This is a genomic window from Dietzia papillomatosis NBRC 105045, from assembly GCF_001570845.1.
GTDB lineage: Bacteria > Actinomycetota > Actinomycetes > Mycobacteriales > Mycobacteriaceae > Dietzia > Dietzia cinnamea.
In genome coordinates, this window is record NZ_BCSL01000013.1 from 79,815 (window position 1) to 85,814 (window position 6,000).

Annotated in this window: 6 protein-coding genes; all 6 read right to left on the bottom strand. The window is 72.9% G+C overall.

Annotated features, from left to right (window positions below):
* Positions 1-29 precede the first annotated feature (29 nt).
* Genes recN through DPA01S_RS06640 form a run of 6 tightly spaced genes read right to left on the bottom strand, consistent with a single transcriptional unit; the run spans position 30 to position 5,496 of the window.
* Positions 30-1,790: a DNA repair protein RecN gene (recN, locus tag DPA01S_RS06615; RefSeq protein WP_061228840.1), complete on the bottom strand. Its 1,761-nt coding sequence runs from the start codon at positions 1,788-1,790 to the stop codon at positions 30-32.
* Positions 1,791-1,799: 9 nt separating this feature from the next.
* Complete coding sequence (locus DPA01S_RS06620; protein ID WP_061228841.1) at positions 1,800-2,729, bottom strand: NAD kinase; 930 nt, start codon at positions 2,727-2,729, stop codon at positions 1,800-1,802.
* Positions 2,726-3,547, bottom strand: coding sequence for a TlyA family RNA methyltransferase (locus DPA01S_RS06625; protein ID WP_061228842.1), 822 nt, complete (start codon positions 3,545-3,547; stop codon positions 2,726-2,728). Before DPA01S_RS06625 ends, DPA01S_RS06620 begins: the two co-directional genes overlap by 4 nt.
* The gene (locus DPA01S_RS06630) at positions 3,547-3,759 is read right to left on the bottom strand and encodes a hypothetical protein (RefSeq protein ID WP_007629074.1); all 213 of its coding nucleotides are present in this window, start codon (positions 3,757-3,759) and stop codon (positions 3,547-3,549) included. The genes DPA01S_RS06625 and DPA01S_RS06630 overlap by 1 nt, the downstream gene beginning before the upstream one ends.
* Positions 3,760-3,769: 10 nt before the next feature.
* Positions 3,770-4,768: an HAD-IIA family hydrolase gene (locus DPA01S_RS06635; RefSeq protein WP_061228843.1), complete on the bottom strand. Its 999-nt coding sequence runs from the start codon at positions 4,766-4,768 to the stop codon at positions 3,770-3,772.
* Between the two features lie 5 nt (positions 4,769-4,773).
* The gene (locus DPA01S_RS06640; RefSeq protein ID WP_311199451.1) at positions 4,774-5,496 is read right to left on the bottom strand and encodes a tetratricopeptide repeat protein; all 723 of its coding nucleotides are present in this window, start codon (positions 5,494-5,496) and stop codon (positions 4,774-4,776) included.
* Between the last annotated feature and the right edge of the window lie 504 nt (positions 5,497-6,000).

The window sequence follows — 6,000 nt, forward strand, 5'->3', positions numbered from 1 at the left end:
GACGAGGGAGGTCACCCCGGCGTGTCGCCTTAACGGTCGATCTCAGCTTGAGACTTTTCGTACTGGGCCTTCTCCAGCAGCTCCCTCGCGTGGGCGAGTCCGGTATCGGTGTCCTCGAGTCCCGCGAGCATCCGTGCCAGTTCGGTTACGCGGTCGGCGTCCGCGACCGCCGTGACCCCGGAGACGACGACACCGGAACTCCCGGTGTCGGCGCCCGCGGGGTCGGCGTCCTTGTGAACGACCAGGTGGGTATCGGCGTAGGCCGCGACCTGCGCGAGGTGGGTGACGGCGATGACCTGGTGGGTCCGCGCCAGGCGGGCCAGTCGCTTGCCGATGCTCAACGCGGCCCGGCCTCCGACGCCGGCGTCGACCTCGTCGAACACCAGCGTGCCCCCGCCCGAGCGTTCGGCCAGGACCACTTCGAGCGCGAGCATGACCCTCGACAGCTCGCCGCCTGACGCGCCCTTGCCGAGAGGCACCGGCCCCGAGGGCCCGTCGAGCGCCAGTTCGACGTCGTCGAGCCCGCTCTCGGTGGCGCCGTCGAGCCCGTCCCCCGACGGGGTGACGCGGACGGTGAGGCGGGCGCCACCCATCGACAACTCGGCGAGCTCGGCCGTCACCCGGGCGGCGAGGTCCTCCCCCGCCGCGCGCCGGACGGCGGTCAGCGCGGCGCCGCGTTCGCACAGTTCCGCCGCGAGCCGCTCCACCGTGGCGCGCAGCTCGGCGACGGCGGTCTCGGAGGTGTCGACCTCCCCCAGTCGGGTCCGGGCTCTGGCGGCCCAGGCGATGACGTCGTCGACGTCCGTACCGTACTTGCGCGTCAGCGCGCGGAGATCGTGTCGTCTCTCCATCGCCGAATCCAGGTCGGCGGAGTCGACGGGCAGCTCGGCGAGGTACAGGCCGAGCTCGGTGGCCGCGTCCCCGAGCGCGGCGACGGCCTGTCCGATGCTCGTGGCGATGGGGTCGAGCGCAGGGTCCCCGGCGCCTGCCAGCCGCTGCCGCAGCTGGTCGAGCACACCCACCATCGGCTCAGTGGTCTCGCCGTCACCGGTGAGCGCCTCGTGGGCCCGCCCGGCCACCTCGCGTAGCTCCTCGGAATCGGTCAGGCGGCGGATGAGCGCATCGAGTTCGGCCTCCTCGCCAGGCTGTGGGTCGAGGGAGTCGATCTCCTCGAGCCCCATGCGCAGCAGGTCCGCCTCGCGGGCGAGCTCGCGGGCCCTACCGGTGCGCTCGGCCAGTGAGCGTTCGGCCTGACGCCACCGCCTGTAGGTCTCGCGGTACGCCTCGAGCGCGGCGCGGGCGTCGTCACCGCCGTGCGCGTCGACGGCGTCGCGCTGCCGGTCCGGGCGCAGCAGACGGAGTTGGTCGTTCTGTCCGTGTACGGCGAGGACCGGCGCGCAGAAGCGGGCGAGGGTGCCGGCAGGGACGGAACGACCGCCGAGCCGGGCGCGCGAGCGACCGTCCGCGCCGACCCGTCGGGCGGCTATCACGCTGCCGTCCTCGTCGAGGTCGACGTCGGTGTCCTCGAGGAGGTCGTCGAGATCCCGGCGATCGGCCGGGTCCATCGTGGCGGTCGCGGACAGGTCGAAGCGCCCCTCGACGACCGCCTTGTCCGTTCCCCGGCGCACACGGCCGGGGTCGGCGCGACCCCCGGCCAGCAGCCTCAGACCGGTGACGACCATCGTCTTGCCCGCGCCCGTCTCTCCGGTGAGGACGGACAGTCCTGGCGAGAAGTCGGCGACGGCCTCGTCGATGACGCCGAGGCCGCTGATCCGGAGTTCCGTGAGCACGCACCCACCCTAGGTGAGCGGCCGGACACCCGATCGTCCGCGCCACCCGGTCACCGGCAACTGGAACTTGGTGACCAGGCGATCGGTGAACGGCGAATCGTCGAGCCGCACCCACTTGACCGGGCGTCGACCGCGGACCACTTCGACGCGGCTACCCGGCGGTGCGTCGACCAGGCGCCGCCCGTCGAGGACGACCACGGCCGGGCCCGAGTGCACTCCGGTCTCCACCGCGACCCTGGAGGTGGGCGCCACGACCATGGGCCGGGCGAAGAGCGCGTGGGCGTTGTTCGGCACGACGAGGATGGCGTCGAGCTCGGGCCAGACGATGGGGCCCCCGGCGGAGAACGCGTATGCGGTGGATCCCGTGGGGGTGGAGACCAACATGCCGTCGCAACCGTAGTCGCTGACGGGGCGGCCGTCGATCTCGACGGAGGCCTCGAGCACGCCCTGTCGTGCCACCTTCTCGATGCTGACCTCGTTGAGCGCCCAGTCGTGCGCGAGCCGGGTCTCGCCGTTGATGACCGTCGCCTCGACCGTCATCCTCTCCACGACGCGGTAGTCGCGTGCGGCGATCTGCTCCACGACGCCGCTCAGAGAGGAGACCTCGGACTCGGCGAGGAAGCCGATGTGTCCGAGGTTGACCCCTAGCACGGGCACGTCCGCTGCGTGGGCGTACTGGCAGGCGCGCAGGAACGTCCCGTCCCCGCCCAGGACCAGGACGAGCTCGCATCCCTCAGCGGCGGCGGGCGTGTCGGGGACGCACTCCACTCCACCGCCGGTGGCGACCCGGTCCCGGGTGTCCTCGAGAACCCGGACGGCGATGCCCCGCTCCGCGCACGCGTCGACCACCTGCGCGACCGTCGCGACGATGTCCGGTCGGGCGATGTTGGGTTCGAGCAGGATGCGCCGGGGCTGCTCGGATCCGGGGATGTCATTCATCGTGGGCCCTCCTCGACTGCCGTGCGGATCGCGTGTCGCGACTCGTCGGTGAGGTCCGCCGGCTCTCCCGATGCGGACCTGCGCAGGTGCAGGAAATACTCGACGTTGCCGGACGGGCCGGGAAGCGGACTGGCCACGCAGCCCAGGAGTTCGAGCCCCAGTCCCGCGGCCGCGTGGGCGACACCGGTGACGGCCTCGATCCGCAGCTCGGGGTCACGGACGACGCCGCCCTGCCCGACGCGGTCGCGCCCCACCTCGAACTGTGGCTTGACCATCGGGAGGAGATGCCCGCCCGGCCGCGTGCACAGAGCGAGCGCCGGCAGCACGAGCGGCAGGGAGATGAACGACAGGTCGGACACCACGAGATCGACCTCCCCACCGATGTCCCCCGGGGTGAGCGACCGGACGTTGGTCTTGTCGTGGACGCCGACGCGCTCGTCGCTGCGCAGTCGCCACACCAGTTGTCCGTACCCCACGTCGACGGCTTCGACACGGGCTGCGCCCCGGCTCAACAGCACGTCGGTGAAGCCGCCGGTGGAGGCTCCGGCGTCGAGACAGCGCGCCCCGTCGACGGTCACGCCGGCGAAGGTGTCGAGGGCGCCGACCAGCTTGTGGGCGCCGCGGGACGCCCAGTCCGGCTCGTCGGATGCGGTGAGCGCGATCGAGGTGGTGGGTTCGACCTGGGTGGCGGGTTTGGTGGCGGCCACCCCGTTGACGATGACGCGCCCGGAGTCGATGAGGTCCCGCGCCCGTTCGCGACTGTCGCACATCTTGCGACGTACCAGTTCGGCGTCGAGCCGCATGCGTCTGGCCGCCATCAGCGTCGGTTGTCCAGGGCCGTGAGAGCCTGCGCGAGGAGCTCGTGGGCGGCGTCGAGCGCGGCGACCTGGTCGTCGCGGACCGCCCCGCCGCCGGCGTCGGTCCCCGGCGCGCCGACCGAGTCGCCGAGCAGGTCGTCGAACGCCGAGCGGAGCTCGTCGATGTCGGGCCCCGTGGGCCCGGGACGTGGATGGGGTCCGGGGGTGGTCACGGCCTACACGCTAGCCGACGACGAGTCCCGCATCCGCGAGCCGGGATCGGAGGCCGTCTCCGCCCGCGGACACCTGCGACACGTCGTGACGCCACGCCAGTGCGATCACGGCTCGGGCCAGATCCAACCCGTGCAGATGGTCCGGGACTACGGAGAGGTGTAGCACCCCGGCCTCGACCGCGCCGTCGAACTCAGCGGTGTGCGGGATCCGGGACGCGTCGGCGGGCTCGGCGAGAGCCGACAGGTCGGGCGCGAGATGGGTGGGGCGCCGGTGCGGATCCGCCGACAGCAGGTGGGTCTGGTCGTGGACGCCGGTGAGGACCATCAGCGCGGGCATCCCGGCGGCGACGGCTCCCTCAATGTCCGTGTCGAGTCGGTCGCCTATCACCAGGGGGCGTGTGGACCCGACGCGGTCCGCGGCAGCACGCAGCACGCCAGCCGCGGGCTTCCCGGCGACGACGGGCTCGCGATCCGTGGCGGCCCGCAAGGCAGCGACGAGGGATCCGTTGCCGGGGAGCAGACCCCGTTCGGTCGGAAGGGTCGTGTCGACGTTAGAGGCGATCCAGGGCACGCCTCGGCGGATCGCGAGGCAGCCCTCCGCGAGGTCGGCCCAGGTCAACTCTCGCGACAGGCCCTGCAGCACGGCGTCGGGCCGGTCGTCGGCGGAGAGGACGACATCGTAGCCGCCCTCCCGGGCGAGTTCCCGGAAACTATCGTGACCGACGACCAGGACCCTCGAGCCCGGGGCGACGTGGTCGCGCAGCATGACCACGGCGGCCTGTGCGCTGGTCATGACCTCGTCGGGCCGCGTGGTGAATCCCAGTTCGCGGAGGTGGGCGGCGGTGTCCTCCGGGGACCGGCTAGCGTTGTTGGTCACGTACACCACGGGCAGGCCCGCCCGCTCGAGCGCGTCGGCGGCGCCGGGGATCGGCTCAGTGCCGCGGATCAGTGTGCCGTCGAGGTCCACGAGGAGTGCATCGTGGGCCTCGGCCAGGGTGGTGACGCTCACCGCGATCAGTCCTCCAGTTCGGCCAGACGAGGCGCGGCGCCGGTGACGTCCTCGGGGTCGGCGGAGAGTGCGTGGCGGAACCACTCCGCCGCCTCGTCCCTGCGGTCGGAGGCCAGGAGGACCTCCGCGTAGGCGTAGTCGAGCCGGGCGGCGGACTCGCCGCGGGCGTCGGCGTCGACGCCGGCGTCCTGCAGGGTCACGAGGGCGGCGTCGAGCTGGCCCATGTCGACACGGGCTCCCGCCTCGACGATGCGCAGTTCGATCAGCTCGTCGGCGTCGAGCATCCGCGACTCGTCACCGCGGGCGAGTTCTATGGCGCGCTGCGGGCGCTCGAGCCCGCGCTCGCAGTCGGCCATCATCGCGAGCAGACCGGGCCCGCCGGAGATGCGTCGGGCGGCCCGGAGCTCGCTGAGCGCCTCGGACCACTCGCCGGCACGGTAGGCCAGGACGCCGAGGGTCTCGCGGACGACGCCGATGCGGCCGGCGCGGTTCTTGGCGGCGCGGCCGTGCGCCAGAGCGAGCTGCGGGTCGTCGTCGACGAGGTGCATGGCGGCGACCAGGTGCTTGGCGACTGTTTCCGCGTTCGACTTGTCAAGGCTGCGCAGGTCGCGACGGACGTCGGCGTCGAGGTCGGCGGCCTCGATATCGTCGGGCAGGGCTGGCTCATCGGCGCGGGCTGCCTGACGTGCGTCCTGACCGGGGCGGCCTTCGCTCCTGCGGGCGCCCACCGGCCGATCCCCGCGTCCGGTGACTCCGCGTGGGCCGCCGCCCCGCCGGTCTCCGCTCGGGGCGCCACCACTGCGCTCACCGCCGGAGGCGCCGGTGCGTCGATCGCCGCCGGCGCGGCCACTGGCCGTGGCCCTCCGGGGACTGCCCGCGGCGCGGGGAGCGCCGTCCCCTCGACGCGGGTCCCGGTCGGAGGATGAGCGCTCGCCGCTACCGCGCCGTTCGCCGGACTCGCTCCTGTCGGGGCGGGGGGTGTCGGAACCGTCGTATCGCTTCCCGCGGCGCTCCCCGTAGGAGCTGTTGTCGCGTCGCTGCTCTCGCGGGGCCCGGTCGCCCCGGCGGGGTACGTCGCGGTCGCCGCGTCGGGGCGAGCGGTCTGCGTTCTCGGACCGGGGTTCGTTCACGTCGTTCACCTTACGTGCGCCGGTTGGTCCGGCACGGAGTGGGTAGAAGGGGCACAAATGCGACCAGCGGGAGGAACTGTGAAGTCCCTCCCGCTGGTCATG

Excerpts from the sequence above, each read along its gene's own strand:
- DPA01S_RS06625 (WP_061228842.1), bottom strand. The coding sequence starts at position 3,547 with ATGGCGGCCAGACGCATGCGGCTCGACGCCGAACTGGTACGTCGCAAG.
- DPA01S_RS06620 (WP_061228841.1), bottom strand. The coding sequence starts at position 2,729 with ATGAATGACATCCCCGGATCCGAGCAGCCCCGGCGCATCCTGCTCGAA.